Source organism: Acidimicrobiia bacterium, assembly GCA_035651955.1.
Classification (GTDB): domain Bacteria; phylum Actinomycetota; class Acidimicrobiia; order IMCC26256; family JAMXLJ01; genus JAMXLJ01.
Genome location: DASRES010000015.1, coordinates 141,564 through 166,747, shown reverse-complemented (window position 1 = coordinate 166,747; position 25,184 = coordinate 141,564). Strand labels below are relative to the sequence as shown.

The 25,184-nt window shown below is 72.0% G+C and carries 27 protein-coding genes; 12 read left to right on the top strand and 15 right to left on the bottom strand.

What is annotated here, in order from left to right:
* Positions 1-14 precede the first annotated feature (14 nt).
* Positions 15-716, top strand: a complete 702-nt coding sequence (locus VFC33_04485) for an HAD family hydrolase (protein ID HZR12488.1) — start codon at positions 15-17, stop codon at positions 714-716.
* A gap of 13 nt (positions 717-729) precedes the next feature.
* On the opposite strand, the gene VFC33_04480 is transcribed toward VFC33_04485, so the two are convergent.
* Together VFC33_04480 and VFC33_04475 are read right to left on the bottom strand one after the other, a co-directional pair.
* The gene (locus VFC33_04480; protein HZR12487.1) at positions 730-1,920 is read right to left on the bottom strand and encodes a DUF222 domain-containing protein; all 1,191 of its coding nucleotides are present in this window, start codon (positions 1,918-1,920) and stop codon (positions 730-732) included.
* A 195-nt stretch (positions 1,921-2,115) separates the two neighbouring features.
* Entirely contained in the window at positions 2,116-2,772 is a 657-nt protein-coding gene (locus tag VFC33_04475) for an SAM-dependent methyltransferase (GenBank protein ID HZR12486.1), read from the bottom strand.
* A 37-nt stretch (positions 2,773-2,809) separates the two neighbouring features.
* On the opposite strand from VFC33_04475, the gene VFC33_04470 reads away from it, so the two are divergent.
* The 3 genes from VFC33_04470 (at position 2,810) to VFC33_04460 (ending at position 5,976) form a co-directional block, all read left to right on the top strand.
* Positions 2,810-3,274, top strand: a complete 465-nt coding sequence (locus VFC33_04470; GenBank protein ID HZR12485.1) for a DinB family protein — start codon at positions 2,810-2,812, stop codon at positions 3,272-3,274.
* Positions 3,275-3,304: 30 nt separating this feature from the next.
* A complete protein-coding gene (locus VFC33_04465; protein ID HZR12484.1) occupies positions 3,305-4,699 on the top strand; it encodes an aldehyde dehydrogenase family protein in 1,395 nt (464 codons plus the stop codon).
* 80 nt (positions 4,700-4,779) lie between these two features.
* Positions 4,780-5,976: an amidohydrolase family protein gene (locus tag VFC33_04460; protein HZR12483.1), complete on the top strand. Its 1,197-nt coding sequence runs from the start codon at positions 4,780-4,782 to the stop codon at positions 5,974-5,976.
* Between the two features lie 6 nt (positions 5,977-5,982).
* On the opposite strand, the gene VFC33_04455 is transcribed toward VFC33_04460, so the two are convergent.
* From VFC33_04455 to VFC33_04440, 4 genes are all read right to left on the bottom strand, one after another.
* Positions 5,983-6,360: a VOC family protein gene (locus VFC33_04455; protein ID HZR12482.1), complete on the bottom strand. Its 378-nt coding sequence runs from the start codon at positions 6,358-6,360 to the stop codon at positions 5,983-5,985.
* A 13-nt stretch (positions 6,361-6,373) separates the two neighbouring features.
* A complete protein-coding gene (locus VFC33_04450) occupies positions 6,374-7,564 on the bottom strand; it encodes an acyl-CoA dehydrogenase family protein (GenBank protein HZR12481.1) in 1,191 nt (396 codons plus the stop codon).
* 74 nt (positions 7,565-7,638) lie between these two features.
* Positions 7,639-9,414, bottom strand: coding sequence for an AMP-binding protein (locus tag VFC33_04445; GenBank protein ID HZR12480.1), 1,776 nt, complete (start codon positions 9,412-9,414; stop codon positions 7,639-7,641).
* A 10-nt stretch (positions 9,415-9,424) separates the two neighbouring features.
* Positions 9,425-10,213, bottom strand: a complete 789-nt coding sequence (locus tag VFC33_04440) for a 5-formyltetrahydrofolate cyclo-ligase (protein HZR12479.1) — start codon at positions 10,211-10,213, stop codon at positions 9,425-9,427.
* A 113-nt stretch (positions 10,214-10,326) separates the two neighbouring features.
* On the opposite strand from VFC33_04440, the gene VFC33_04435 reads away from it, so the two are divergent.
* Together VFC33_04435 and VFC33_04430 are read left to right on the top strand one after the other, a co-directional pair.
* Complete coding sequence (locus VFC33_04435; GenBank protein HZR12478.1) at positions 10,327-10,701, top strand: VOC family protein; 375 nt, start codon at positions 10,327-10,329, stop codon at positions 10,699-10,701.
* 11 nt (positions 10,702-10,712) lie between these two features.
* Complete coding sequence (locus VFC33_04430; protein ID HZR12477.1) at positions 10,713-11,564, top strand: DUF6282 family protein; 852 nt, start codon at positions 10,713-10,715, stop codon at positions 11,562-11,564.
* A 7-nt stretch (positions 11,565-11,571) separates the two neighbouring features.
* Here VFC33_04430 and VFC33_04425 read toward each other — a convergent pair whose 3' ends face one another.
* The 3 genes from VFC33_04425 to VFC33_04415 all read right to left on the bottom strand — a co-directional run bounded on the left by VFC33_04425 (position 11,572) and on the right by VFC33_04415 (position 15,115).
* Complete coding sequence (locus VFC33_04425) at positions 11,572-13,170, bottom strand: glycosyltransferase family 39 protein (GenBank protein HZR12476.1); 1,599 nt, start codon at positions 13,168-13,170, stop codon at positions 11,572-11,574.
* A 2-nt stretch (positions 13,171-13,172) separates the two neighbouring features.
* Positions 13,173-14,390 carry a mannosyltransferase family protein gene (locus tag VFC33_04420; GenBank protein HZR12475.1) on the bottom strand — a complete coding sequence of 406 codons (1,218 nt, stop codon included), beginning with the start codon at positions 14,388-14,390 and terminating at the stop codon, positions 13,173-13,175.
* 71 nt (positions 14,391-14,461) lie between these two features.
* On the bottom strand, positions 14,462-15,115 hold the full coding sequence (locus VFC33_04415; protein ID HZR12474.1) for a response regulator transcription factor: 654 nt from the start codon (positions 15,113-15,115) through the stop codon (positions 14,462-14,464).
* Between the two features lie 118 nt (positions 15,116-15,233).
* On the opposite strand from VFC33_04415, the gene VFC33_04410 reads away from it, so the two are divergent.
* From VFC33_04410 to VFC33_04400, 3 genes are read left to right on the top strand one after another with little or no spacing between them, the layout of a single operon-like run.
* The gene (locus tag VFC33_04410) at positions 15,234-15,722 is read left to right on the top strand and encodes a hypothetical protein (GenBank protein ID HZR12473.1); all 489 of its coding nucleotides are present in this window, start codon (positions 15,234-15,236) and stop codon (positions 15,720-15,722) included.
* A gap of 60 nt (positions 15,723-15,782) precedes the next feature.
* On the top strand, positions 15,783-16,427 hold the full coding sequence (locus VFC33_04405) for a hypothetical protein (GenBank protein HZR12472.1): 645 nt from the start codon (positions 15,783-15,785) through the stop codon (positions 16,425-16,427).
* On the top strand, positions 16,424-17,029 hold the full coding sequence (locus tag VFC33_04400; protein ID HZR12471.1) for a nitroreductase family protein: 606 nt from the start codon (positions 16,424-16,426) through the stop codon (positions 17,027-17,029). Before VFC33_04405 ends, VFC33_04400 begins: the two co-directional genes overlap by 4 nt.
* Here the strand turns inward: VFC33_04400 and VFC33_04395 are convergent.
* Positions 17,026-18,099, bottom strand: coding sequence for a Gfo/Idh/MocA family oxidoreductase (locus tag VFC33_04395; GenBank protein HZR12470.1), 1,074 nt, complete (start codon positions 18,097-18,099; stop codon positions 17,026-17,028). The genes VFC33_04400 and VFC33_04395 overlap by 4 nt on opposite strands.
* A 32-nt stretch (positions 18,100-18,131) precedes the next feature.
* Here VFC33_04395 and VFC33_04390 point away from each other — a divergent pair, with 32 nt between their 5' ends.
* On the top strand, positions 18,132-19,004 hold the full coding sequence (locus VFC33_04390) for an SMP-30/gluconolactonase/LRE family protein (protein ID HZR12469.1): 873 nt from the start codon (positions 18,132-18,134) through the stop codon (positions 19,002-19,004).
* A gap of 67 nt (positions 19,005-19,071) precedes the next feature.
* Here the strand turns inward: VFC33_04390 and VFC33_04385 are convergent, their stop codons facing one another.
* From VFC33_04385 to VFC33_04370, 4 genes are read right to left on the bottom strand one after another with little or no spacing between them, the layout of a single operon-like run.
* Positions 19,072-20,319: a cytochrome P450 gene (locus VFC33_04385; protein ID HZR12468.1), complete on the bottom strand. Its 1,248-nt coding sequence runs from the start codon at positions 20,317-20,319 to the stop codon at positions 19,072-19,074.
* A gap of 37 nt (positions 20,320-20,356) precedes the next feature.
* Entirely contained in the window at positions 20,357-20,992 is a 636-nt protein-coding gene (locus tag VFC33_04380; protein HZR12467.1) for a TIM barrel protein, read from the bottom strand.
* Between the two features lie 22 nt (positions 20,993-21,014).
* A complete protein-coding gene (locus VFC33_04375; GenBank protein ID HZR12466.1) occupies positions 21,015-21,917 on the bottom strand; it encodes an SDR family NAD(P)-dependent oxidoreductase in 903 nt (300 codons plus the stop codon).
* Positions 21,917-22,360: a MaoC/PaaZ C-terminal domain-containing protein gene (locus tag VFC33_04370; GenBank protein HZR12465.1), complete on the bottom strand. Its 444-nt coding sequence runs from the start codon at positions 22,358-22,360 to the stop codon at positions 21,917-21,919. Before VFC33_04370 ends, VFC33_04375 begins: the two co-directional genes overlap by 1 nt.
* Before the next feature lie 97 nt (positions 22,361-22,457).
* On the opposite strand from VFC33_04370, the gene VFC33_04365 reads away from it, so the two are divergent.
* Together VFC33_04365 and VFC33_04360 are read left to right on the top strand one after the other, a co-directional pair.
* On the top strand, positions 22,458-23,162 hold the full coding sequence (locus tag VFC33_04365; GenBank protein ID HZR12464.1) for a TetR/AcrR family transcriptional regulator: 705 nt from the start codon (positions 22,458-22,460) through the stop codon (positions 23,160-23,162).
* Between the two features lie 25 nt (positions 23,163-23,187).
* Positions 23,188-23,988, top strand: coding sequence for a PIG-L family deacetylase (locus tag VFC33_04360; GenBank protein HZR12463.1), 801 nt, complete (start codon positions 23,188-23,190; stop codon positions 23,986-23,988).
* Here the strand turns inward: VFC33_04360 and VFC33_04355 are convergent, their stop codons facing one another.
* Positions 23,989-25,095, bottom strand: a complete 1,107-nt coding sequence (locus VFC33_04355; protein HZR12462.1) for a hypothetical protein — start codon at positions 25,093-25,095, stop codon at positions 23,989-23,991.
* Positions 25,096-25,184: the final 89 nt, after the last annotated feature.

The window sequence follows — 25,184 nt, the reverse complement described above, 5'->3', positions numbered from 1 at the left end:
GCGAGGATCCGACCATGCCGTTCCGGGCCGTCCTGCTCGACTTCTACGGGACGCTCGCGCGCGCGACCCAGTGGCGTTCCGCCGAGGAGGTACTCGCCGAGCACGGCTACACGCTCCCGGCCGAGACCCAGCGGCGCTGGTTCAACGACGGGATGGACGGGGTCGAGCACCTCGAGCACTCGCGCAGCCGCGACCACTACGTCGCCTGGCAGCGTGAGCGGACGCTCGGGATGCTCGCCGAGACCGACGTCCATCCCGACGAGTACGAGTCGATCGTCGAGAAGCTGCGCGCCGGCGCGACCCAGCGCGTGCTCGAGGCGTATCCCGAGGTACCGGGCACGCTCGCCGCGCTGCGCGAGCGCGGCCTGCGCCTCGCCATCTGCTCGAACTGGGACTGGGACCTCGCGGAAGCCGTCGACGACGCCGGCCTCACGCAGTACTTCGACGCGCAGGTCTCGTCCGCCTGGGCCGGCGCGCGCAAGCCGCACCCGCGCATCTTCCGACGCGCGCTCCAGGAGGTCGGAGCGGACGCGTCGGAGACGTTGTTCGTCGGCGACAGCTGGGGCCCCGACGTCGAGGGCCCCCACGCGGTCGGCATGTCCGCCGTGTACCTGCGCCGCGAGGGCCACTGGGACGACCCGGGCGCGCCCGAGCATGCGGACGACCGCGTCGTCGCCGTCCTGCCCGACCTCGCCGGCGTACCCGATCTTCTCTGAGCCGCGCGCCGCGCTACGCCGCGAACACGCGGTGCCGGGTGGTCGGGTCGAGGGGTGGTGGGCCGGGCGCGTAGATGCGCGCGTCGGGTCGTCGGAACACCAGCCCGTCGGCGCGGTTCGGATCGCCGCGCGCTCGCCAGCCGTGTTCGTGCACCCAACGGTGATGGCGGGGGCAGAGCATCAGCAGGTTCCCCGCCTCGGTCGGCCCACCGTGCTCGTAGTGCACCATGTGATGTGCGTGCAGCCCCCACGTGCGCGTGCACCCCGGGAACCGGCACGTCCGGTCCCGATGGCGCAACACGCGCGCCAACGCGGGAGACACCGTTCGCTGTCGGGCACTCAGGCCGACGGGGTTGCCGAACGCGTCGCGGATCAACACCTGGATCCACGCGTCGCAGCCCAGCCGACGACACATTTCCGGCGACAACGGCTCGTCGTGTTCACCGACGAAGCCGGTCGCGGTGTCGTGCTCCACGTGCACGACGACGCACGCCCGATCCATGTCGCTGTCCGCGGCCAGGTTCATCCCCGCGAGGTCCGCGAGCGCGTCCGCGTACCGCTGCTCCCACGACTCGACACTGCCGTCCGGGCCGACGGGGTCGCGCTCGACGATCCGTTCCAACGCCCGCGTCAGCCGCTCATCCTGCTCCGCAGTGAGCCGGCCCTTCAGCCGCAGCATCTTGATCCGCGCGTCGAACCACCACACCAACGACCGCTGCCGCTCGCGCGCCACGTCCTCTTCGTTGCGCGCCGTGCGCCTCACGCGCGCCCGATAGCCGAGCTGCGCGGGCGAATAGCCGCGCCCATGTGCAGCCCACCACTCGTCGCTCGTTGCGTCGGCGATCTCCGCCAACGGCACCAGCTGATCCCAGCTCAGCTCGCCGCGCGCCGCCACCTCGGCGACGTGGGGGAGCTCCTTCAACCCGCGGGCGGTCGCGACCTGCTGCACCGCATGCGGACGCGTGACCAACGACTGCGCCGCGACCCAGGCCTCGGTGTCCAGCGCGCCGTCGTCCGCACCGGCCTCGCGCTCGTCCAACACCGCGAGCACGAACAGACGCTGCACTCGGACCGCGTTCTCCAACGCGTCCAACTGCCCGAACGCGACCTTCAACTCCTCCGTCGAGCACCCGCGCAGACGCGCCAACAACTCGGACTGATCGAACGTCTCCGCCGCGTGCCCGACCCCGCCCTGATCGAACATGCCTGAATGATAGCGAACATATGTTCGGATGTCAATGCGCGTCAGGAAAGCCGGCGCGGCAGCAGGACGCCCGGCCGGTGCGACTGCACGTCTTTGCGATCAACGTCCGCGCACGCGCGCTGTACGAACGGCTCGGCTTCGGGGTGGCCGACGAGCACGACGGTCGCATCGCGATGGAGTGGTGCACCGGCTCTGTCAGCAGTTCCCCAGGGAGCCGTCGCCGACGAAGCTGAACATGCGGGCGCCGGGGACGTACGTGTGCGGCTCGGCCGTCAACCGCGCCGTCCCCACACCGAGGAACGTGTCGGGCGTCGTGTCGAACGCGACCTCCTCGAACCCCGCGTCGACGAACCACTCACGGATCGACACGGTCAGGTCCGGGGGCTTGCGGTGCCGCGTCCAGATGACGGTCGCGGCGGGCGCACACAACGCCGGCAGCATCGCGACCGTCCGGGCGACGTCCTCGTCGGACACGTTGCCGAAGATGCCGCACGCGAGCACCACGTCGGCGGGGACGGCGTCGACGTACGCGGCCGTCGTCGACGCGTCACCACACACGACGCGCACGCCGTCGAGACCGGCCGCACGAGCGGCCCCGCGCGCGAACGCGACGTTGCGCGCGTCGAGCTCGACGAGCAGCGCCGAGACATCGCCACGTCGCGCGTGACCGTCGAGCGTGCCGACGACGTCGCGCCCCTGTCCCGCGCACATGCTGATGACACGGACCGGACCAGGCGGGCACGCGTCGAGCGCGTCACGCAGCCGGTGCTGCACGATCGCGAGACGGCGCTGCAACGGCGACCCGTCCTCGTCGTACGGGCGGTGCCACTCCAGCCAGTCGCGCGTCGTCATGGGGGCGCAACGGTACAAGCGAATAGCGTGCCGACCCATGGCCGATCGCAAGCCCCCGAAGCTCGTCGCGGACGAGCGCACCACGCTGCGCGCGCTCCTGCAGTTCCAGCGCGACTCGGTGGTGCGGAAGGTGGACGGTCTCGACGACGACGCCGCGCGTCGCCGGCTCGTCGACAGCGGCACGACGCTGCTGTGGCTCGTCCAGCACCTCGCGTACGCGGAGACGCTCTGGGTCGTCCATCGCTTCGCGGGGCAGCCGATCGACGCGATCCGGACCGACACCGGCCTCGAGGCCGCGATCGACGACTACCGCACGACGTGGACGCGCGTCGACGCGATCGTCGACGACTCCGGGCTCGACGACATGTGCCGCGACATGGACGGCGACGACCGACCCGTGACCCTCCGTTGGGTGCTGATGCACCTCCTCGAGGAGACCGCACGCCACGCCGGCCACGCCGACATCCTGCGCGAGCTGATCGACGGGACGACCGGGCGGTAGCACGCGAGCGACGCCATTAGCGTGGGGCGCATGACCGACGTGACGCCCACCCCCGTCGCCGACATCCCCGACACCGTCAAGCGCCTGCGCGCGACCTTCGCCGCCGGCCGCACCCGCTCGCTCGACTGGCGCCTCGAGCAGCTGTCCCGCTTGCGCACGATGCTCGTCGAGCGTGAGCAGGAGCTGCTCGCCGCCCTGCTCGACGACCTCGGGAAGCCGCCGACCGAGGCGTACGCGACCGAGATCGGCTTCACCGTCGCGGAGATCGACTACGTGCGCAAGCACCTCGCCGGGTGGATGCGTCCCGAGAAGGTCCACACGCCGCTGCTCGCGCAACCCGGCCGGGCGCGTCTGCACCGCGAACCCGTCGGCGTCGTCCTCGTGATCGCGCCGTGGAACTATCCCGTGCAGCTCCTGCTCGCGCCGCTCGTCGGCGCGATCGCGGCGGGCAATTGCGTCGTCCTCAAGCCGTCCGAGGTCGCCGCGAACGTGTCCCGCGTGCTCGGGCGCATCGTCCCCGAGTACCTCGACACGGAGTGCGTCGCGGTCGTCGAGGGCGCGGTCGCGGAGACGACGGCGCTGCTCGCGGAGCGCTTCGACCACATCTTCTACACGGGCAACGGCACGGTCGGTCGTGTCGTGATGGAGGCGGCCGCGAAGCACCTGACGCCGGTCACGCTCGAGCTCGGCGGCAAGAGCCCCGCGATCGTCGACCGTCACGCCGACCTGGACGTCGCCGCGCGCCGGATCGCGTGGGGGAAGTACCTCAACGCGGGCCAGACGTGCGTCGCGCCTGACTACGTCCTCGTCGACGCGGAGCTGCACGACGCGCTCATCACGGACGTGCGCGAGGCGGTGCGGTCCTTCTACGGCGACGACCCACGGCGCAGTCCGGACTACGCGCGGATCATCAACGACCGTCACTTCGAGCGCCTGGAGCGTCTCGTCGACGACGGCGCGATCGCGTTCGGCGGCGACCGCGACGCGCACACGCGGTACTTCGCCCCGACCGCGCTGCGCGACGTGCGGCCCGACACCGCGGTCATGCACGAAGAGATCTTCGGGCCGATCCTGCCGATCCTGCCCGTCGACGACGTCGGTGCGGCGATCGAGTTCGTGAACGAGCGCGACAAGCCGCTCGCCCTGTACGTGTTCTCGGAGTCGGAGGCCGTGCAGCAGCGGGTCGTCGAGGAGACGACCTCCGGCGGCGTGTGCGTCAACGGGACGCTTCTGCACCTCTCCGTGCCCGAGCTCCCGTTCGGCGGTGTCGGCCCGAGCGGGATGGGTGCGTATCACGGCCACGCGAGCTTCGACACGTTCAGCCACAAGAAGGGCGTGCTGACGAAGTCGACGCGCGTCGACCCCGACGTCGCCTACCCGCCGTACACGCGCCTGAAGCGGGCGCTCATCCGCCGGTTCATGTAGCGAGCCGCGTCACCCTTGCGCGCGGGCCGCCGCCGCGGCACGCTCGCCTCGTCGACGGACTCCGGCGAAAGCGGGTCGCCATGGCGAGCAACGGCATCCGGTACATCGACTCCGACGGTCACATCCTCGAGCACCCGACCGGCATGCTCCAGTACGCGCCGAAGGGCTACGAGGACCGCATCTGGCACATCGAGACGGACGCCGACGGCAACGAGTGGTGCGTGTTCGGCGAGCAGCGCACGCCTGCGAACTTCCTCGCGCTCGCGGGGACGGCCGGCATGTCGCTCGAGGAGCGCGAGAAGGCGCAGCGCGGCGAGCTCCGCTACACGGAGGTCCGGCCCGCGGCGTACGACGTCAAGGCGCGCCTCGCGGACCTCGACACCGACGGCATCCACCAGTCCGTCCTGTACCCGACGATGCTGCTCGGCATCGCGGGCATCGACGACGTCGACTTCGCCGACGCGCAGTGCCGCGCCTACAACGACTGGCTGTCGGACCACGCGGTCCAGGGTGACGGCCGGCTGTTCGGCGTCGCGATCGTGCCGCAGCAGGACGTCGAGCGCGCGGCCGCGGAGATCCGCCGTGTCGCGGGCAAGCCGAACATCGTCGGGGTGATGCTGCGCCCGAACCCGATGATCGACTGGAAGCCGTTCTCGGATCCCGTCTACGACCCGTTGTGGCGCGCCGCGTGCGACGCCGGGCTACCGGTCGGGCTGCACCCGTACCTGCTCGCCGACCTGCCCGGCGCATGCCGCGGTCTGCACATCGACCACCTCGGCACGTCCGGACGCCCGACCGAGATGAGCGCCCGGCGCGGCGCGATCGACAACGTCTACTTCACGCAGGCGATCTCGAACCCGTTCGACATGATGTACACGATGGCGTTCGTGCTCGCGGGCGGGGTGTGCGAGCGCTTCCCCGAGCTGAAGATCGTGTTCCTCGAGGCGAACGGGGGCTGGGTGGTGCCGTGGCTCGAGCGGCTCGACCACCACGCGAGGATCTTCGCCTGGGACGTGCCGAGCCTGAAGCTCGCGCCGTCCGAGTACTTCCGCCGGCAGTGCTGGATCAGCTTCGACCCCGACGAGTCGACGCTCGCGTTCACCGCGCGCTCGCCGCTCGTCGGCGCGGAGCGGATCGTGTGGGCGAGCGACTACCCCCATCCCGACGCGAAGTTCCCCGGCGTGACCGAGGAGCTCGCCGAGGCGATGGACGGGCTCACCGACGACCAGCAGCGCGAGATCGCGGGTGACAGCTGCCGGAGGCTGTACTCGATCTGAGCTCGGCTACGCGTCGCCGTAGTAGCGCAGCTCGACGACGTTGCCGTCCGGATCGCGGACGTACAGGCTCGTGCCGTCGCCCTGCGCGCCCCAGCGCGTCGCCGGGCCGTCGACCACGTCGAAGCGTCCGGAGTCCTTCAACGCCTGGAGGTCCTCGGGCTCGATCACCAGGCAGACGTGGTCGACGTTGCCGTCCGCGCGTGGCGCCTGCAGGAGGTCGATGACGGTCGTCGCGTCCAGCCGCACCGACGGGAAGAAGATCGTCCCCGCGCGCCACTCGTCGACGCGCTCGGGCATGCAGCCCAGCTCGTCGCAGTACCACGCGAGCGACCGCTCGACGTCGGCGACGCGCAACACGACGTGATCGAGACCCCGGACCTTCATGATGGCGACGACGCTACTGCTTCGCCTTCTCCTTCGGCGGTGGCTCCCGCGGCAGGCCGAGCATGCGCTCGCCGATGATCGTGCGCTGCACCTCCGACGTGCCACCGGCGATGGACGCAGCCTTGCTCCACAGCCACTGCCGCTGCCACTTCCCGCCCGCGGGTTCGTGCGTGGCGCCCGCCCAGAGCGGCGCGGCGTCGCCGAGCACGTCGAGCGCGCGCTCGGACAGGTGCTGCGTCATGTCGGTCCACGCGAGCTTCGTCACGCTCGACTCCGGCCCGGGCTCGACGCCACGCGCGAGCCGGGACAGCGTGCGCCAGTTGTGCAGCCGCAGGACCCGCAGCTCGACGAAGCTCTGCGCGAGCTCGTCCGACACGTCCTCGTCGTCGAGCTCGCCGCGACGCGACGCGAGCGCGTACAGCTCGTCGAGGTACACCTCGTGGACGACCTGCTCCTTGAACGGGAACGCGGTGCCACGCTCGTGCGCGAGCGTCGTGTTCGCGACCGCCCATCCCTGGTGGAGCCCGCCGACGAGATGGTCCTCGGGAACGAACACGTCCTCGAAGAACACCTCGTTGAACTCCGCGTCGCCGGTGATCTGCACGAGCGGTCGCACCTCGATCCCTGGCGCGGTCATGTCGACGACGAGGTACGAGATCCCCTTGTGCTTCGGCGCGTCGGGGTCGGTCCGGGCGAGGCAGATCCCCCACCGTGCGAACTGCGCGTAGCTCGTCCACACCTTCTGCCCGTTCAGCACCCAGCCGCCCTCGACCGGCGTCGCGCGCGTCCGCAGGGACGCGAGGTCCGAGCCCGCCTCGGGCTCGCTGAACAGCTGGCACCAGATCTCGTCCGCGTTCAGGATCGAGGGGAGCCAACGCTGCTTCTGCTCCTCGGTGCCGTGCGCGAGGAGCGTCGGCCCGGCGAGGTTGATCCCGACGCGGTTGATGGGCTGCAGCGCGCGCGACCGCGCGTACTCCATGTTGAAGATCGCGACCTCGACCGGCGACGCGCCGCGCCCGCCGTACTCGGCCGGCCAGTGGATCCCGACCCACCGGCCACCGGCGAGCTTCGCCTGCCATGCCCGCCCCCACTCGATCTCCTCGGCGAGCGACGGGAACGACGGCGGCAGCTCGAGGTTCCCGCGCAGCCACTCGCGGATCTCCTCCGCGAACGCCTGCTCCTCCGCGGTGAACGACAGGTCCACCTACCGCCCCCCGTTCTGTGAAGCGTCATCCACACGATGTGTGTCTGACGCTTCCCAAAAGCTCGAAAGAGCGGTCACAGGTCCCAGAAGCGCTCGCGCTGGTAGTGCACGAACGAGTCGTGGAGGGCGCGCTCGTCGTCGGCGGTGAACGACCGGTACACGTCCTCGCCACGACCGCGCACGTACACCTCGTCGCCCCCGACCCGGTCCGACCGGAACTTCTGGTGGACGAGTGTGCGCTTGACGATCTTGTTCGTGCCGGTCGTCGGCGGGTCGCGCAGCAGACGTACGTACCGCGGCCGCCACTTCGGGCCGATCGCGTCCTGCCCGTCGAGCCAACGCGCGAACGCGACGGGATCGAACGTCGCACCGTCACGCATGACGAGCCCGGCCATGACCTGGTCGCCGGCCTGGTCGTCGGGGACGCCGTACGCGACCGCGAGCACGACGTCGGGATGGTGCCCGAGCGTCGTCTCGATCGGCGCGGCCGGGAAGTTCTCGCCGTCGACCCGGATCCAGTCCGCGTTCCGGCCCGCGAAGTACAGGTAGCGGTCCTCGTCGAGGTAGCCGAGGTCGCCGGTCCAGTACCAGCCGAACCGGGTCGTGCGCTCGTTCGCGGCATCGTTGTTGTAGTAGCCCTCGAACGGCCCGACGCCCGCGGTGTTCACGATCTCGCCGACGCACTCGTCCGCGTTCTCGAGCCGGCCGCTCGCGTCGAAGCGCGCGAACGGCTTCGGGTTGCCGTCCTCGTCGACGACGGCGACGTTCTCGCCCGCGAGACCGAGCGCACCCGTGCGCTCCTCGGCGTCGCGGTTGACGGCGACGCCGCCCTCGGTCGCGCCGTACGCGTCGATCACGTCGACGCCGAAGCGGCGGCTGAACCGGTCGACGACCTCCGGAGACCCCTCGTTGCCGAATGCGACGCGCAACGGGTTGTCGGCGTCGTCGGGCTGCTCGGGCGTCGACAGCACGTAGGCGAGCGGCTTGCCGGTGTAGTTGAAGTACGTCGCACCGTAGTGGCGGACGTCGGCCAGCCAGCGTGACGCGCTGAACCGCCGCGCGAGCCCGACCGACGCGCCCAGGACGATCGACGGCGCCCATCCCACCATCACCGCGTTCGAGTGGAACAACGGCATGCAGACGTAGCCGACGTCGTCGGGACCGAGATCCATGATGATGCCCATGCGCGTCCCGGTGACGAGGATGCGGCGCTGCGTCGTGATGACGGCCTTCGGCGCGTCGGACGTCCCCGACGTGAAGATCAGCGTCCACAACGTGTCGGCCACCGGCTCGAGACCGGGGTCACTCGCGGGCACGCGCGCGAGCGCGTCGTCGAGCGACGTGCCGAACGCGGGTGCCGGATCGTCGCCGTCGGAGAAGCGGGTCGTCACGAGCACCGCGTCGCGCCCGCCGGGCAGCTTCTCGGCGATCGGGTCGAGCAGCGCCTGGTGACGAGGCTCCGTGATCACGAGCGAGCAGTGCGTGTGGTCGGCGTCGCGGAGCAGGTGCTCGTCGCGGCGCGTGTGGTTGAGCCCGACGACGCACGACCCCGACAGCGCCGCGCCGCCGAACGCGAACAGGTAGTCGGGCGTGTTGTCGAGCAGCACCGCGACGTGCAGCGGTCGGTCGGCGGGCTTGTGGTCCAGGAACAGGTTGGCGAACCGGCACGACTCCTCGACGTACTCGCGGTGCGTCCAGACGCGGTCGCCGAAGCGCAGCGCGGGTCGATCGGCGATCGCGGGATCGGTCGCGTTGCGTCGCAGCAGCGCGGCGGCGTTCGGCGCCGGCATCGGCGCCTCGCCGGGAGCGGGGACGGCACGGCGGCGCAGCGACGTCTCGGAACCTGACATCGGCGTCACTCTAGCGGTGGCGTGCGGACGGCTCCCGAGCCGACCCGCGCAGTCGCTGCAACAGCGGGATCGCGGCGATCTTCTCGTCGGTCAGCTCGTCCCACCGGACGCGTGGACTGCGGCGCCGGCCGCGGTGCCGCGCCGCGACGACCCGCGTCGGCGTCACGATCACGTCGAGCAGGAAGTCGTGCTCCGCGCGCGGGATCACACCGGCGGGCACCACCTGCAGGTCGTGCACGGTCGTCACGATCCTCGTGCGCGCGTCGACGAGGCCGGCCTCGGCCGCGACCGCGAGCTCGAGATCGCTGAAGCCGCCGCCCTTCCCGAGGCGCGCGCCGTCCTCGCTCACCGCGACGCAACCGGTCACGACGAGGTCGACGGCGTCGAGCTCCTCGACGTCGACCGCGCGCGCCGAGCGCGCCGCGCCCTTGATGGAGCTCGCCGTGCGCGGAGCGTCGGCGAGGTGCGCGGGGTCGAGGAGGAAGAACGGCTTGTCCTCCGCGAGCCGCGGGACGGCCATGTAGAGCGTCTTCCCGTCCTCGAGTGCGCGCTGGCGGACGGGCCACTGCGGCGAGTCGGGATTCGCCTTGACCGTGCGCGCGTCGCGCCACACGTCGAGCTCGCGCAGGCGCTCCGCCGCGGCCTCCGCACCGACGAAGTTGGGGATGCGGTTGTACGCACCCGGGAACCTCGCGACCTTGGCGTCGGTGAGCGCCGCCCACACGTCGTCACGCAATCCCGCCTTGCGGTCCAGCAGCTCCCGGGGTCCGCCGGCGTCGTGGTCGTGTCGGACGGGCATCGCGCGACGGTACGCGCCGCAAGGCGGCCGGTGTACGGCGAGCGCGCTCGCCCGGCGGCAACGGCGTGTGCGATCGTCGTGCCGCCCGCCGACCCCGCCCGGAGGAGACCACCATGAGCACGCCCGCCGCGTTCGAAGACGTGGCCCCCGTCGTCCCCGTGCTCGACCTGGACGCCGCGCTCGAGCGGTACCGGAAGATGGGATTCGCCGTGCGCGCGTACGGCCACGGGACCGGGTACGGCTACGCCGAGCGCGACCGCGTGTCGATCCACGTCAGCGAATGGGACGAGCACGACCCGAAGCGGACGGCCTCGGTCGTCTACCTGTACGTGTCCGACGCGGACGCCGTCCGGGAGGAGTGGTCGACCTGCGGCGTCGCGGGTCGCCTCGGTGAGGTGCGGGACACCGACTACGGCATGCGCGAGTTCGCGTTCGTCGACCCGGACGGCACCCTGCACCGGGTCGGCTCGCGGCCGTCACGGGGCTGAGGCGCGCGCTCATGGCGACGGTCGACCTCACGGGTGCAGCGGACCTGCACTGCCACTTCGGGCCGGACGCACACCGCGAGCGTTCCGTCGACGCCTACGACGCGGCGCGTGACGCGGCCGCGGCCGGCCACGCCGCGATCGTGTTGAAGTCGCACGACTACCCGACCGCGGCGCTCGCGACGATCGTCGACCGCCTCGTCGACGGTGTGCGCGTGTTCGGTGGGATCTGCTGCGACCGCGAGGTCGGTGGTCTGAACCCCGCGGCCGTCGAAGCCGCGCTGCTGATCGGCGCGAAGGTCGTGTGGCTGCCGACGTTGTCCAGCCGGCAGGACCAGGTCAACGGGATCGGCGCACAGCTCGGCATCCCCGGTCCCGGACTCACCGTCACGAACCCCCACTCGGACGAGCTGCTGCCCGAGACGCTCGAGATCATGCAGCTCGTCGCCGCGCACGACGCCATCCTCGCGACCGGTCATGTGAGCGCGCAGGAGCACTTCGCGGTGGCCGAGGAGTTCGCGGGGCGCGGCAAGGTCGTCGTGACGCACGCGATGGAGGAGCTCGCGGGCCCGAACCTCTCGGTCGAGCAGTGCGTCGAGCTCGCCGATCTCGGTGCGACCATCGAGCTGTGCGCGCTGACGTGTCTGGGGAACATCGCGACGCGCTCCCCCGCCGACATCGCGGCATGTGCGCGCGCGGTCGGCATCGACCGGGTCACGCTCGCGACCGACTACGGGCAGAAGGCGAACCCACGCCCGGCCGAAGGGTTCGCGCAGTTCGCCGGCGCGCTCGCGGACGCGGGTCTGACGGGCGACGAGATCCGCACGATGGCGTGCACGAACCCGCGCCGGCTCCTCGGCGTGTAGCGAACGGCTACGCCGCGGGACGCGGTACCCAGACCGTCAACGGTCCGGTGGGCGTCCCGGTGAGCGGGAGGAGCGGGTGGTGGCGGTCGCCGACGTAGCCGACGCGGACGTACGCGCGCCGGAAGCCCTGGGGCAGGTACGAGAACGTCTCCGCGGAGTCGACGACGACCCAGTCGTAGCGCTGATGCGCGATCGCGTCGTGGAGCGCGCGGCCGAGGTCACGGCTCGTCGAGCCGAGCTTCGCGCGCAACACGTCCTCGAACGCGGCCGACTGCACCACGCCCGGCTTGCCGGCGAGCTCGAGGTACGCGCCGTGACCGGGCAGGTACACGCGTCCCGGCAGCGCGCGCAGTCGTGCGACGAGCGCGGCACCTTCGGCGCGGTCGCGTGACGACGGGATCTGCTTGGTCGGGTCGTACGTCAGCGTCGCGAGCTGCGCGACGAGGAGCAGGAGCACCGCCGTCGCGGTCCACGCGCGCAACCCCGGGAGCCTGCGCGTCCGCGCCGCGTGGATCCCGAGCCCGCACGTCAGCGCCAGCGCCGCGAACAACGGCAGCAGCACGTTGTCGTAACCACCGCTGTGCAACCGGCCCGTGTACGCAGCGAGCACGAGGGCGGCGGTGACCGGGCCCCAGAACCACACGACGCGCACGCCGTCGTCGTCGACGTCGTGGTGCGTCGACGCCCACCACAGGCCGAGCGCGCCGACGAGCGTCGCGACCGCGAGCGGAGCGAGCAGGTCCTCCGTCCAGAAGGCCCACCACTCGCGCCCCACGATCTCGTGACGGGCAGGGAGCTGGAACACGTAGAACGAGAACCAGCCGTGCGAGACCGCCTCGAACACGACCGACACGCCGCCCACCGCGACCGCGAGCACACCCGCGTACCAGCCCGCGAGCGTGCGCCGTGCGCGCCACAGGAACGGCACGGCCGCGACCGCGGGCAGCAGCGCCTCCTGCTTGGTGAAGAACGCCGCGGCCATGACGAGCGCGGCGAGCACCGCGGCCGGGCGGCTGCGCGCCCGTCGGACCAGCAGCAGCCCGGCGAGCGTGAGCGCGAGGAAGAGCGAGTCGATGCGGGCGAGGTCGAACCACGCCCCGCCGCGCCGGAAGCACGCGGCGAGGATGCAGCCCGCGACGACCGACGCGAACGGGTCGCGCGTCTCGCGGTGGACGAGGAGACCGACGCAGCCGAACGCGCCCAACGACGCGAGAAACGACACCAGTCGCAGCGAGGAGAACGAGACGCCGAACAGCTTCGCCGGCACCGCGGCGACGTAGTAGTAGAGCGGCGTGTAGAGGTACGGCGTGAACGACAGCGACGGCCGCGAGTACACGCCGTGACCGTGGACGACGCGCCGCACGTGGTCGAGGACGCCGCCCTCCATCCACTCCAGCTCGTACGGGTAGCGCATCCGCGCGACGGCGATCGCGACGTACACGGCGACGAACGCGATCCCGACGACGAGGAGCACGACACGCAACACGGCCGCCGTTCGGTCCGCGGTGGGCGACCCCGACCGGCGGGCGTCCGGTTCGGTCGCGCCACGGCTGACGCTCGGCGCCTCGGCGCGCACCGGGGCCGCGACGGGCGTCGGGCGCGCCATGGTCACGGGGTCGCGGCGAGCGACGCGACCGTGATCCCGGTCAGCACCGCCATCCCGATCGCGCTGACGACCGCGAGGACGACGAACGCCTTGCCGCGCACGCCGCGCGCGACCGCGATCGCGACGGGGAACGCGGGCAGCAGCAGGCGCGGGCGCGGGCCGACGTTCACCGAGGTGCACGCCATGACGATCACGCCGAGACCGAACAGGGTGACGGGCAGCGGCGGGCGCCACTGGAGCAGGAACACGATGCCGACGACGCCCAGCACGATGCCCACCGCGACGACCTGGACGTTGAGGCCGCCCGCGTGGAGGGACGGCGCGGGGCCGGTGATCGTCTGCCAGATGCGCTTGAACGCGGTCACGCCGGGGTCGAGGTGGTCCTGCCAGTTGTTGCGCTCGGCGTGGAACCACGCCATGAAGTCACCGGTTCGCGCGTACTGGAACGTGAAGTAGGCGAGACCACCGACGGGTGCCAGCAGTGGCGCGATCCACGCGCGAATGTCGCGTTCGTGGCGCCACGCCACGAACGCGGCGGCTGCACACGCGAGGACGATGGCGACCGCGTTGGGCCGCGTCGCCGTCGCGACCGCCGCGGCGACGCCGGCCAGGAGCCAGCGCCGGTCGAGCAGCGCGAGGAGGCTCACCGCGCACGCGAGGACGAGCAACGCCTCGGCGTACGCCATCGACAGCGCGAACGCGCCCGGGAAGAAGCAGAACAGGATCGCCGCGCGGTCCGCGACCTGGCGGCCGGCGAGACGGTTCGCGACGAGCCAGACGAAGACGGTCGCGACGCCGCCGAAGATCGTCGTGAGGATGACGCCGACGATCAATGGCGAGAGACGGGTGACGTCGGAGACGCCGCGGACGAGCATCGGGTAGAGCGGGAAGAACGCGTTGCTCGCGTGGCCCTTCGGCGGCGACGACTCGACGCGGTAGCCGTGACGCACGATCGCGAGGTACCACGCGCTGTCCCAGCGTCCGAGCGCGCGGAGGAACGGCACGCGCGGACCCGGCAGCGTGGGCCACGGCCCCTTTCCCGGATCGGCGCGGCCCGCGAGCGTGACGATTGCGACCGTCGCGAAGACGAGCAGGCGCGAGACGACGTACGCGACCACCGGCCGGGTCAGCGGTCGCCGGTGCTTGACCGGCAGCGGCGGGCGACTGACCGGGGACGGTGCGCGAACGCGCTCGCGCAGGTCCGTGAGGGCCGTCGTCAAGGTTCGCTGCCTCCTGCCCGCGCGCGGTTCACCGGTTTACCCGTGCCTCGAATGGGAAAAGCGACGGCGGATCATCGACGGTCGGAGGGCGCCTTCGCCAACCGGATGATGCCCGTCCGCGCCGCGATCGCGACGGCCTCGAGACGCGAGTGCGCGTCGAGCTTGGTCAGGATCCGGCGGACGTGATTGCGGACCGTGTGCGGGCTCAGCACGAGACGCGCAACGATCTCCTCGGTCGAGAGCCCCTCCGCGAGCAGATCGGGCACCTCGCGCTCGCGGGGGGTCAGCTGTGACGCAGCGGCGAGACGCGTGCCGTCGAGTGCACGACGCGTCGCCGCGGCCTCACCCGAGGCCGCCGCGCTGCGGATCGCGTCGGTCAACGCGTCGACCGGCTCGGCCTTGGAGACGTACGCGACAGCACCGGCCTCGACGACGGCGTCGCGCGTCGCGACGTCTTCCGAGTTGCCCAGCGCGATGACGACCGTCGCCGGTCGGTGGGCACGGACGTCACGCGCGAGATCCGCGCCGGTCGCGTCCGGCAGCTCGGAGTCGACGACCACGACGTCGGGCGTGTGCTGCTGGACGAGCTCGAGCGCGCGGCGCGCCGTGCCCGCCCGACCCACGACCTCGAAGTCGCGCTCGTCCCCCAACGTGTGCACGAGCGCCTCGGCGACCATCGCATGATCATCGACCAGGAGCACGGCGATGTGGTGGCGCGGCGGCATCGGAGGGACCGTACCCGCGAGACATTCCGGACGATCCCCGCCCCGTGCGCGCGCTGCGTGGCCGGTTCTCGACGCCCAGAACCCTTCGGAGCCGGGCCGACGTGCCGACGAGTACCCCGTGGACCCGATGACGACCCGCCACGACGCGCCCGGCGCGACCGGGCCCGTCTCGGTGCGCGACCCCGTCGAGGTGCGTGCCGTCGACGCGACTCCCGTGGCCGCGACGTTGCTCGCCCGCACGCAGCACGGCGACGCGCTGCTCGTCGCGGCGCTCGTGCCCGCACCGTCGCTGCATGTCGCGCTCACACCCGAGGCGACGACCGTGCTGCGAAACAGCCTCGTGCGGATCGTGAGCGCGGTCGTCGGCGACGATCTCACCGTGCCGTGGATCCACGACCAGGTTCTCGCGCTGCTCGCGGGCGCGTCGTACCAGGACGCGATCGACACCGGCGACGTCGTTCGTGCGCGCTGGCACCAGGCGTGGCAGGCACCCGTCACCGTCGTCACCGCCGCGGCCACGGTGGACCCGTCGACGCCGGCGTCCGTCGCGGTCTTCCTCGCCGGCGCGCAGCTCGGCACGGTGAAGGACGCGTGCGCGCACGCGTGACGGCCGTCGTCGGCTGACGCGTCCGCCGTACAATCCGCCGCTCACGCGCAGGGAGGGCGGATGGAAGACCGGATCACGCCGGGCCTCTACCTGGAGATGACCGACCGCGCCGCCGACGCCTACGCGTCGACGCGCGTGCCGTCGGTGCTCGCACGCGACGGCGTGTCACGCGCGACGTGGTGGCGCAACGAACGTCGCGATCGGCAGGACCTCCCGCGGCGCATCCCGGAGTTCGATCTCCTGGGCGTCTACGAGGTCGACGACCGGTTCGCGCCGCCGGAGGTCCCGGCCGACGTGCGCGCGCACCACTTCCGTCATCACGCGCGCCCCGGGCAGGGACGCCTGAGCGGACGCCCGACCGTCGGGCTGTCACTCGTACTCATCAGCCCGCGCCACGACAGCGAGGCGCAGGCACTCCGGGACTGGGGCGACTTCGTGCACATCCGCCACATCGCGGAAGCCGCGGTTCCCGGCTACACGATGATCACCCCCTACGAGAACGCGACACCGAGCGCGTCGCCGCGCTTCCTGCACCTCTACGAGATCGACCGCGACGACCCGGAGGCCGTGTTCGCGTCGATGACGCCGCTCGTCATGCAGCGACTCGGCTCCGACACGCCGCAGTGGCGCGAGTGGGCGAACACACGCGAGCTCCGCATCGACTACGTGAACACGTTCGCGCTGATCGCGAGCGCAACACCGTGACCGAGCCGCGCTTCTTCGACGTCGTGCGGACGTTGCGCGCGCACCGAGCCTTCACGGACGAGCCCGTCGACGACGCGGTCGTCGAGCGCGTGCTCGAGACGGCGACGTACGCACCGAGCGCCGAGAACAGCCAGCCGTGGCAGTTCGTCGTCGTGCGCGACGAGTCGCTCCGCACGCGCATCGGCGAGCTCACACGGCGGGCGTGGGAGGCGCACGGGCGCGACTTCGAGCGGGGCCGCATCCCCGACACGATGCTCGCGGACGTCGACCGCGGCGCGACCGGTGGCGTCGCCGGCGCACCTGTGCTCGTCGTTGTGTGCGGCGACACCTCGTTCTGTCTGGAGCCGGTGCTCGAGGCGTCCGTCTACCCCGCCGTGCAGAACCTGCTGCTCGCCGCGCACGCGCTCGGACTCGGTTCGGCGCTCACGACGCTCGCGACGGGATTCGACGCCGAGCTCCGCGAGCTGCTCGCCCTGCCGGACCACGTGCGCGCGCTCGCCGTCGTGCCGCTCGGGCATCCCGCCCGCACGCTCGGCCCGCCGCGTCGCGAGCCGGTCGCGGGCAAGACGCACCGCGACCGCTTCGGCACGCCCTGGCGCTAGACGCCGCTCTTGACGGGCACGCGGTCGCCGCCGCGCGCGTCCGACCGGCGCACCGCGTCGAGCACCTGCATGCACGCGAAGCCGTCCGCGAACGTCGGCACCGGGACCGCGGCCTCGAGCGGGCGACCCTCGACCCCGGCCCGCAGCACCTCGCACAACCGTGTGTAGGGGCCGAGCTCGAGGTGCGTGAAGCGCTCGCGCGGGTCGTCGCTCGGTGACGCGGCAGGGAGCGCGAGGTCGGGCGGGACGGGCACGACCTGCTCGCCGAGGCGGTCGGCGAGCCGTACGACGCCGTCGTCGATCCACAACGTGCCGTCGCTCCCCGCGACGCGCGTGATCCCGGTCGGCTCACCCCACGCGCCCGCGGTCTGTTGGAGCACTCCGTCGACACCCGACTCGAGCGTGAAGCGGATCGTGAACGAGTCCTCCGCGCCGACGTCACGCGCGGAGACGACGCGCAAGGACGCGCTCAGCGTGTCGAACTCACCGAGCCACGTCCGCACCTGGTCGGCCGCGTGCGAACCCGATGCACCGAGCCAGCCACCGCCCGCACCGGGCTCGAACCACCATGCGGGCATGCGGCCGGCGGGGTCGGCCACGAGGGGCGTGAACTGCACGAGCGTCGCGAAGCGGGGCTCGCCGATCACACCCTCCGCGATCGCGCGGCCGAGCACCGCGCGGTCCGTCGCCCACCGGAACTCGTGCCCGACGAGCGCCGTGACGCCGGCCGCCTCCGCCTCCTCCAGCATCGCGGCAGCCTCCACGACGTCGAGCGCGAACGGCTTCTCGCACACCACGTGCTTGCCCGCACGCAACGCCGCGATGGCCAGGCGCGCGTGCGTCGACGGCGGCGTCGCGATCGTGACCGCGTCGACGCCGTCGAGCGCCAACGCGTCCTCGACCGAGGTCGACGCGACCGCGACGCCGAGTCGGGTGGCCCGCCGCTGCGTGCGCTCGCGATCGGTGCCGACGAGGGCGACGACGTCGAACCCGGCGGCCCGCAGCGCGGGCACGTGCACGCGCGCGCCGAAGCCCGTCCCGATGACGACCGCGCCCGGCTGCGGAGACATGGCGGGCGATCGTACGGGTACCGTCGGCAGCCGTGTCGAGCCAGATCGTCGCGACCGGTGTGCGCTTCGGTGAGGGACCCGTGTGGTGCGGGGACGGCACGCTCGTCGTGACGAGCGTGTGCGACGGCATGCTGCTGCGCGTCGACGTGTCGAGCGGCGAGGTGACGGCCGTCGCCGACACCGCGGGCGGGCCGAACGCCGCGTACCCCGCGAGCGACGGTGGGTTCGTCGTCACCCAGAACGGCGGGCTCGACTTCTCGCAGATGGGTGACACCGTCGGCACGTTCGCCGACGCGGGCTACCGGCCCGTCGAACCCGGGCTGCAGCGCGTCGATCCCGACGGGCGCGTCTCGTACCTCGCCCGCGGCGGGTTCCGGGCGCCGAACGACCTCGTGTGCGACGCGCAGGGGACGGTGCTCTTCACGGACCCGTACCACTTCCTGCGCGCGCCCGCCGAGGGACGCGTGTGGGCGTACGCACCCGACGGCTCGACGCGCGTCGTCGCCGGCGGGTTCGCGTACTGCAACGGGATCGCGCTGGAGCCGGACGGCACGCTCGTCGTCGTCGAGCAGCGCGGGCTGATGCGTGTGCTCGCCGACGGTGAGCGCGAGTGGGTGGTCGAGCACCTCGGGCCGGGCGGTGGCGACGGGTTCTGCGTCGACGCCGAGGGCCGGTTCTACGTCGCGTCGACGAGTGAGCACGGCGTGCGCGTCGTCGAGCCGGACGGTACCGAGGTGGAGTTCCTCGCGATCCCCGGCAGCGGCGTGACGACGAACTGCTGCTTCGGCGGCGACGACCTGCGCACGCTGTTCGCGACCGACGCCGTCCCCGGCCACGTCGTCGCGTGGGAGCACATGCCGACGCCCGGCCTTCCCCTCCACCCCTGGCCCGCACCCGCCCGGTAGCCACTGCGTTGGGACAGAGACGCGGCGTAGCGACGCGTTTCTGTCCCAACGGCGCGGAGGCGTTGCGTCAGCCGAACAGGACAGGGAGCGCGCGGGGCGCGCGGAACGTCAGGCCCATGATCGCGACGTCGGCGTCGGGGTCGAGGCGCAGGTTCGGGAGACGGTCGAGGACGCGCTCGAGCATGACCGCGGTCTCCATGCGCGCGAGGTGCATCCCGAGGCACATGTGCGGACCGCTGGCGAACGCGAGGTGGTTGGTGCGCGTGCGGAAGATGTCGAAGCGCTCGGGCTCGTCGTAGTGCGCGGGGTCGTGGTTCGCCGCACCCAGGCACACCGCGACGGACGCGCCCGCCGGGATGGTCACGCCGTCGACGGTCGCGTCACGCGTCGCGGTGCGTGCGATCCCGGTCAACGGCGGCTCCCACCGCAGCCCCTCCTCGATCGCCTGCGGCATCAACGAGCGGTCGCGCCGGAGCGCGTCGAGCTGGTCGGGGTTCGTCAGCAGCCCGTACAGCAGGTTGCTGGAGGAGCGGTACGTCGTCTCGGAGCCCGCGGGGAGCAGCAACCGGCAGAACGCGAAGATCTCCTCGTCGGTCAGGCGCTGCCCGTCGAGCTCCGCGTGCGCGAGCAACGAGATGAGGTCGTCCCCGCGCTCGTCGCGCCGCTCGGCGACGAGGCGACCGATGTACTCGCCGACCGCGACCGACGCCGCGAACCCGCGCTCGGGCTCCGCGGTGATGTTCGTGATCTCGACGGCCCACCGGTAGAACTGGGGCCGGTCGGCCTCCGGCAGCGCCATCGCCTGCGCGATGACCTGGTTCGGGAACCCGAACGTCAGCTCCTTCACCAGATCGGCGCGCCCACGATCGGCGAACGCGTCGATGCACGCGTCGACGGTCGGTCGCACGAACTCGTGCTCCCAGCGCTCCATCTCCCTGCGCGTGAACGCCTGCTGGATGAGCCGCCGGTAGCGGCCGTGCTCGGGCTCGTCCATCTCGAGGATGGTGTGGCCCATGACGAGACCCATGCTCTTCTCGTAGCCGCGCGACGAGAACGTCTCGTGGTCACGCAAGACCTGCTCGACGCCGTCGTACGTGAACACCGTGTACGTCGGGCCGTCGTCGAGCATGTCCAGCGTGATCGCGTTCTCGACGCCCATCAGGTCGCCCGCGCTCCCCTCGTGCACCGGGCACCGCGCGCGCAGCTCCGCGAACCCGGAGTACGGATCGCTCACGACCTCGGCCCCCTGGGCGCGGTCGAAGGCTTCGAACGGGTCGTAGTCGTCGTCCTGCGCCGGCACGTGCACGTCGGTCATGGCGTCCTCCCGGTCGAGCCCCAGCCTGACACGCCCGTCAGGTGGGGGGAAGCGCGCGCACGTGGTCGGCCAGCGCGACGGCCCAGCCGACCGGGTCGTCGAGGGGCCAGCCCTCGTCCGGCAGGTCGAAGTACTCGACGCTGAGCGCGCCCTGGTAGTCGAGGTCGTCGAGCCGGTGCAGCACCGCGGCGAAGTCGACGACGCCGGCCGGGTCGTCCACGTGGACCTGCGTCGCGCCTGGTCGGCCCTGGCGCAGCTGGACGTGGTCGGCGTACTCGAGCAGCTCGAGCGGGTCACCACCCCAGTCCGCGACATGGCCGGTGTCGACGAGCAGCCGGAGCCCCGGCACCTCGCGCATCATCTCGCGCGCCGCGTCGGCCGAGTTCACGGTCGAGCCGGCCCACGGCTCCAACAGGGCACCCGGCGCGGCTCGGAACCACCGCACGGTGCGCTCCCACATCCCGTCACCCGCCCGTGGCGCCGGGGTCGCGCACCATCCGGGCCGGGGCTTCGGGAACGCGGTCGGGCACGCGACGGGCAACGCGAGCGTCGACGGGTCGACGTCGACGAGCACGTCGAGATGCTCGAATCCCAGGTCCCGCGCGCGACGCGCGCTCTCCTGAGGCGGTGCCGGCCAGAACGTGACGTCGACGACGCCGAGCCGCCAGCGCACGTGCGACGACGCGTCCCGCCGGCTACTTGCCGCTGTCGCCGTGGCCCATGCCCTTGGGCATGACCATGCCGACGGGCTGCAGGTGCTGCCCGAGCACCGTGTCGAAGTTGGCGGCGACACCCTCGGTGTCCCAGCCGCCGTCGCGCCACATGAACGCGATCTGCCGCGGCGTCTGGAACAACGTGTACGCGTAGTCGCTGCGGCCGAGCACCTGACCGTTCACGTGACCGGCCTGCTCCGACGCGAGGTATGCCACGAGCGGCGCGTTCAGCGCGGGGTCCTGCTCGGGAGGCGGCTCGGTGCCGCTGCGCTCGTACAGGCCCGCGGTCATCCGTGTCGCTCCCGCGGGTGCCATCGCGTTCACGGTGATCCCGTGCCGGCCGAGCTCCATGGCCCAGATGAACGTCATCCCCATGATGCCGGCCTTCGCCGCGCCGTAGTTCGTCTGCCCGAAGTTCCCGCGCAGGCCGGCCGACGACGTGATGTTGATGATCCGGCCGTAGCCGGCATCCCTCATCACCGGTGCCGCATGGCGCGCGCAGTTGAACGTGCCCTTCAGGTGCACGTTGACGACGGCGTCGAAGTCCTCCTCCGTCATCTTCACGAGCGTGCGGTCACGCACGATGCCGGCGTTGTTGACGAGGATGTCGAGCTTCCCGAACGAGTCGAGCGCGGTCTGCACGATGCGTCCGGCGCCCTCGAAGTCGGTGACCGAGTCGTAGTTGGGGACCGCGCGGCCGCCGAAGCCCTCGATCTCCTTGCACACCTGCGCGGCCGGGTCCTCCTCCGTGCCGCGCCCGTCGAGGCTCACGCCGACGTCGTTCACGACGACGGACGCGCCTTCACGCGCGAGGCAGAGCGCGAACTCGCGCCCGATCCCGCGCCCCGAGCCGGTGACGATCGCGCTCCGTCCCTCGAGCAGCATCAGCCGCGCTTCTCCACCCGCGCGGACGCCGTGCCGGTGAGGCAGGTGTCGCCCTTGTCGTTCTTCACCGTGAGGTCGCAGTCGGCGACGCCGTGGTCGCCCTCGTCGTGCAACGCGGTGATGGTCGCGGTGCACGTCAGCGTGTCACCGGGCCACACCTGCTTCGAGAACCGCACCTGGTAACGCAGCAGCGCCTCCGGCCCGAACCAGTCCTTGAGCACGCGCGCCAGGATCCCCGCGGTCAGCATCCCGTGGCCGAACACCGACGGGTTGCCGGCCTTCGTCGCGATCGTGTCGTCGTGGTGCATCGGGTTGAAGTCGCCCGACGCGCCCGCGTAGCGGACGAAGCTCGTTCGGGTCAGGTTCTCGACCACGAGCGGCGGCGCCTGCGCGCCCAGCTCCAGGTCCTCGAAGCGCGGCGTCGTCGTCGAAGTCGCTGGCACGCTGCATCCCCCTGTGACATGCGGACGGCCCGGCGACAGTAGCGCGACCGCCCCGAAAGGTGACATGGGCGTCGGAGATCGCTGGTAGCCTGCGGCGATGGCCAGGGGATCCCGGCGCGCCCCGTCCAGGCGCGCGGCGTCCGGGAGCGCGGCGTCCGAGCACGACGACGCCCGTGCCGGCCGCCCCGCGCAGAACCGCGAGCTGCGCGCCCGCGGGAAGCGCACGATGCGCAAGCTGCTCGACGCGGGCGCGGACGTGTTCGCGCAGCGCGGCTACCACGCGGCGCGCGTCGACGACATCGTGAAGCTCGCCGACACGTCGCACGGGACGTTCTACCTGTACTTCGCCAACAAGGAGGACCTGTTCCGCGCGCTCGCGCTCGACGTCGCGGAGCAGATGATGCAGCTCGCCGAGGGGCTGCCCGACGTCGCGCCCGACGACTCGGGCTACGCCGAGCTGCGTGCCTGGCTCGAGCGGTTCGGTGAGCTCTACGACCACTACGGCGCGGTGATCGGGGCGTGGACCGAGGCCGAGATCGGCGGCAGCGAGTTCGGCCGGCTCGGCAACGACGTGCTCGGCGAGTTCACCCGGGTCGTCGCGGAACGGATCCGGGCGGCGCGACCCGAGGGCATCTCGGCGACGGTCGCGTCGCTGGCCGTCGTGGCGATGATCGAGCGGTTCAACTACTACGTGCTGTCCCGCCAGGTGAAGGTGACCCGGGACGCGATGCTCGACACGCTCGCGCACGTGATCCACCGCGGCGTGTTCAACGGCGTCGACGACGTCGCGGCTGCATCCTGATCTCGTCGCGCGCCACACTGCTCGCATGGCGCAGACGCTGGTGACGTTCCACGCGCACCCCGACGACGAGAGCATCGCCACCGGCGGGACGATGGCGCGCGCGGCGGCCGAGGGGCACCGCGTCGTGCTCGTCGTCGCGACGAAGGGCGAGAACGGCGAGGTCCCCGACGGGTTCCTGCGTCCGGGCGAGACGCTCGCCGAGCGGCGCGTGGTCGAGACGATGCGGGCGGCCGACGCGCTCGGCGTCGCGCGCGTCGAGTTCCTCGGCTACGTCGACTCCGGGATGATGGGCACGCCGACGAACGACGCGCCCGGCGCGTTCTGGCGCGCGCCGCTCGACGAGGCGGCCGCGCGTCTCGCGCGCATCCTCGACGAGGAGCACGCGGACGTGCTCACGGTCTACGACGAGCGCGGGACGTACGGGCACCCGGATCACGTCAACGTGCACAGGGTCGGGATGCGCGCCGCGGAGCTCGCGCGCACGCCGCGCGTGTACCAGGCGACCGTCGACCGCGAGTACATCCGCGCGCTGATCCGTGAGCGCGCCGACCAGATCCCCGACGCGCCGGACTCCCCCGAGGCCGACACGTTCGACGTCGGCGTGGACTCCGACCTCATCACGACCGTCGTCGACGTCCGCGCGTACGCGCCGCAGAAGCGGGCCGCGATGGCCGCCCACGCGAGCCAGATCGCGGAGAGCTCGTTCTTCCTGCAGCTGCCCGAGGACGCGTTCCTCGCCAGCTTCGGCCAGGAGTGGTTCATCCACGACGGCGCGCCGCGCGACCGGCGCGAGACCTGGTTGTTCGACGACGGCGCGACGCGGTAGTCAGCGGCCGGGCGTCGCGCGGCGGATCCACCCGCCGGGCCGCCCGCGCGCGATGCGCGGACGGATGAGGATCGACCGGTCGGACGACCACATCGCGTACGGCGCCATCGTGAGCCCCGCGAGCGAGAGCAGCACGCGGTCGTAGTTGACGCGCCAGCCCGCGAAGTCGCGCCACGCCTGGTCGCGGTCGTCCTTCAGCGGCACGCCGACTGCCGCGAGCTGGCGACACACGTCGTCGAACTCGTCGCGGGCGATGCTGATCGGGTCGCTCGGCGCAGGGTCGGGGTCGTACTCGATCCCGAAGAAGTCGGCGATCGAGCGCAGCGCGGTGAAGCCGGACCGCACGCACAGTGCCGCCATCGGCTGCCACGGCCCCTCGATCGTCGAGTTCACGAGCGCGGCGGCGTCGAGCACGACACCGGACGCGGTGACCCAGGACCGGTCCGGCTTCGGCGAGCGGAAGAACGTCAGCGACGCGAGCGACGTGTGCGTCTCCTCGAGCTCGCCGAACCAGAGCTGCCACGACACCCACAGGTCGTCCAGGTCGTACAGCCGCTCGATGCGGTGCGCGCGGATGATCAGGTCGACCGCGCTGGGCGGCGCGCCGGCGCGCGCCGTCAGGTGCGCGACGAGGATCTCGCGACGCGAGAACGCGGCGTAGATCGTCGGCAGGTACGAGATCAGCAGCGCGAGCAGGAACAGGCCGAGCGCCGCCTCGCAGAACGCCAGCGCGGTCGTGGGCAGGTCGCGCGGGTGGACGAACCCCAACGTGAACAGCGACGAGCCGCTCTCGCTGAACGCCTCACGCCACCTCGTGACGCCGAGCCCGTGGAACACGAGCATGAACCCGCCGAGCACGAGCACGAGCCACGTCGCCGGGAGGACGAGGAGCGCAGTGGGCGCGTACATCGCCATGACGTGGTCGCGCGCCTCGTACGTCTTGCTCTGGCGCGCGAGCACGTTGAACACGCGGCGGATCCCGATGAAGACCGCACTCGTGTACGGGACGACGACGCCACGCGGCAGCACGAACGTCCGCACGGCGGAGTCGAGCACGACGACGACGAGCAGCGCGCCCACCACCACGCTGACGACGTCGCCCACCATCCCCACGGCCCCGCAGCTTGGCAGAGGAGCGGCGAGCGTCCGCGAGGCGCGTATCCCGCCTCGCAGCGAGCGCGACCAGAGGCATCCGC